The organism is Streptomyces sp. N35 (assembly GCF_016464295.1).
Taxonomy (GTDB): domain Bacteria; phylum Actinomycetota; class Actinomycetes; order Streptomycetales; family Streptomycetaceae; genus Streptomyces.
Genome location: NZ_JAEIMH010000162.1, coordinates 1 through 2,959 on the forward strand (window position 1 = coordinate 1; position 2,959 = coordinate 2,959).

Sequence of the window (2,959 nt, forward strand, 5' to 3'; positions counted from 1 at the left end):
GGCCGCGCGGGCCGCGGGGGCACGGGCGGCTGCGCGGGCTGCGGCGGTACGCCCCGGCCGCCGCTGCGGCCGGAGGGGCCGGTCCGCACGGGCGGCCGCCCGCCGCGGCGCGCCTCGATCAGCGCGACGGACCGCTCGGGCAGCCATGCGGAGGCCGTACCGGAGTCGTCGGAGCCGGACGCGAACAGGTGCGGGGCGAGCTGTGCCTGGAGGTCGGCGGGGCTGGGCCGCATCGCCGCTTCCATATGCATGCAGTCGAGGATCAGCGGCCGCAGTTCCTCGGGCAGCCCGTCGAGGTCGGGCCCTTCGCGCAGCAGCATGAAGACGGTCTCGACCGGGTTCGCGCCGTGGAAGGGGGCATGTCCGGTCGCGGCGAACACGAGCGTGGACCCCAGCGAGAAGACATCGCTCGCCCCGGTGACGGAACGCGAGTCCTTGGCCTGCTCCGGCGACATATAGGCCGGGGTGCCGACGGCCACGTTCGTCATCGTCAGGCGCGTATTGGAGACGCCGGAGGCGATACCGAAGTCGATGACGCGTGGGCCGTCCTCGACGACGAGCACATTCGACGGCTTGAGGTCGCGGTGCACCAGACCCGCGCCGTGGATGGACTGCAGCGCCTCGGCGATCCCGGCGGCAAGCCACCGTACGGCCTGGGCCGGCAGCGGCCCGCACTCATTCACTATCTCTTCGAGCGAGGGCGCGGGGACATACGCGGTGGCCAGCCACGGCACGGCGGCGCGCGGATCGGCGTCCACGACGGCCGCGGTGTAGAAGCCGGAGACGGCGCGGGCCGCCTCCACTTCACGGGTGAAGCGGACACGGAAGAGCTGGTCCTCGGCGAGCTCGGTCCTGACCGTCTTGATCGCCACACGGCGGCCGGAGGCCGAGCGCGCGAGATAGACCAGACCCATGCCGCCGGCACCGAGCCGGCCGAGCACCTCGAACGGCCCGATCCGGCGCGGATCGTGCTGCGTCAGCTGCTCCACCACTTGCCTGCCACCTCCCCGTAACTGACCGTGGGACACCACCGAGCGAACGGGCTCGTGCCCATCGTCAGCGTCTCACCACCGAGCCGCCCTGGCGGCACGCACCCTGATTCTTCCTGGCGCGAGCGGCGGTTGCGAACCCGGGGCCCAATCGGGAGGTCTCATCCCATTCAGGGATGAGATGGGGCAAAACGGAGAGGGTCAGTTCGCGTGATCCTGCAGTACGGCGAAGACGGCGCCCTGATTGTCCATGAGCGTTGCGATACGTCCGTACGGAATGTCGACGGGTGGGCTCTGCACCCTGCCGCCGAGCCGCCGGGTGACACGGGCGGCCTCGTCGCAGTCGTCGACATTGAAGTAGACGAGGAAGTGCGCGGGCAGCTCGGCCGGCACCCCCTCACCCATCAGTTCACGCCCGCCGACGGCCGTATCGGGGCCGGCCTCGGTGCCGGGGGGCGACCAGGTGCGGAATCCGTCGATCACGCCGTCCAGGTCGAAGCCCTCGAAGCGGAAGACCTCTTCGTAGAAGGCGTCGGCCCGTGCCGCGTCCCGCACCTTCACCTCGGCCCAGCAGAAGGAGTCCGACTCCCCGGCCTTCTCGAGGCCCTCGTGCGTTCCGCCCTGCCAGAGCCCGAAGACCGCGCCCTCGGGATCGGCCGCGAGCGCCATCACGCCATGGGGGTGCCCCCCGCTCGAGCGAAGTCGAGAGCTCGGGGGAGGGCCGACGGGCATCGGCTCCGTCACCAGCCGACCGCCCGCGTCCCTGATCTTCCGTGCGCTCGCCAGGGCGTCCGGGGTCGCGAAGTACACGTTCCAGACCGTGGGCATCCGCCCGTCCCGCTTGGGCGCGAGCGCGGCGACGGCCTTGCCCTGCTTGTACGCCTGCGCATAGTGCCCGTACTCGGGTCCGGCACCCTCGTCGAAGGTCCAGCCGAAGAGCTCTCCGTAGAACCGCTTGCCGGCCTCGAGGTCGGGCAGCAGGGCGTCCACCCAGCAGGGCGCACCCTCGGTATACGCGGCCACGGCCCCACCTCCCGGAGTCACGGGACCCTGTGGCGCCCGTCACAGCCAAGCTAGTGCCGTACCCGGCGTACCGCAGGAAAACGAATCGAACACTTGGCCAGTCCGCCGTCCGGGCCAGGCCCCCGGGGCGGTCCCAAGCTCTCCCATATACCCCGAGTCCCCCTAACTCCCCCGTTTCTCCCCCGTCCCCATTTGCAGTCGGCCGAATCGCGCCCCGATCCCCCCTCGGTAAGCTGACGGCATGACAGGACAAGTGCGTACCGTCGATGGCCGTGTGGCCGGACGGCGTGGGCAGGCGACGCGTCAGAAGCTGCTCGACTGCCTCAGCGAGATGCTCAGTTCCTCGCCCTACCGTGACGTCAAGGTCATCGATGTGGCGCGGAAAGCGGGCACTTCGCCCGCGACCTTCTACCAGTACTTCCCCGATGTCGAAGGCGCCGTCCTGGAGATCGCGGAGCAAATGGCCACGGAGGGCGCCGGGTTGACCGATGTGCTCGCCGAACGCTCCTGGGTGGGCAAGGCCGGCTGGCAGGCATCGCAGGAACTTGTCGACGGTTTCCTGGAGTTCTGGCGCAGGAACGACGCGATCATGCGCGTCGTGGACCTCGGCTCGGCCGAGGGCGACAAGCGCTTCTACAAAATCCGTATGAAGATCCTGAACTCGGTGACCAATTCCCTCAGCGACACGGTCAAGGACCTCCAGGACAAGGGCAAGGTCGACAAGGACGTCAACGCCGCGGCGATGGCCGGCTCCCTCGTCGCGATGCTCGCGGCGGTCGCCTCGCACCAGAAGGGCTTCTCGACCTGGGGCGTGAAGCAGGCTGAACTGAAGCCGAATCTGGCCCTGTTGGTGCATCTGGGCATCACCGGCAAGAAGCCGATGAAGTAGCCTCTCGCACTCTTTCCTGTCATACGGGCGGCGGTCACCCTCTCCGTGGAGGGTGACC

The 2,959-nt window shown here is 69.4% G+C and carries 3 protein-coding genes; 1 reads left to right on the forward strand and 2 read right to left on the reverse strand.

Annotation, left to right across the window (positions count from 1 at the left end):
* On the reverse strand, positions 1-992 hold a 992-nt coding region (locus JAO81_RS41090; protein ID WP_199553123.1), incomplete at its 3' end, for a serine/threonine-protein kinase.
* 198 nt (positions 993-1,190) lie between these two features.
* On the reverse strand, positions 1,191-2,012 hold the full coding sequence (locus JAO81_RS41095) for a VOC family protein (protein WP_199553124.1): 822 nt from the start codon (positions 2,010-2,012) through the stop codon (positions 1,191-1,193).
* A gap of 241 nt (positions 2,013-2,253) precedes the next feature.
* On the opposite strand from JAO81_RS41095, the gene JAO81_RS41100 reads away from it, so the two are divergent.
* Positions 2,254-2,901, forward strand: coding sequence for a TetR family transcriptional regulator (locus JAO81_RS41100; RefSeq protein ID WP_199553125.1), 648 nt, complete (start codon positions 2,254-2,256; stop codon positions 2,899-2,901).
* The last annotated feature ends 58 nt before the right edge of the window (positions 2,902-2,959 follow it).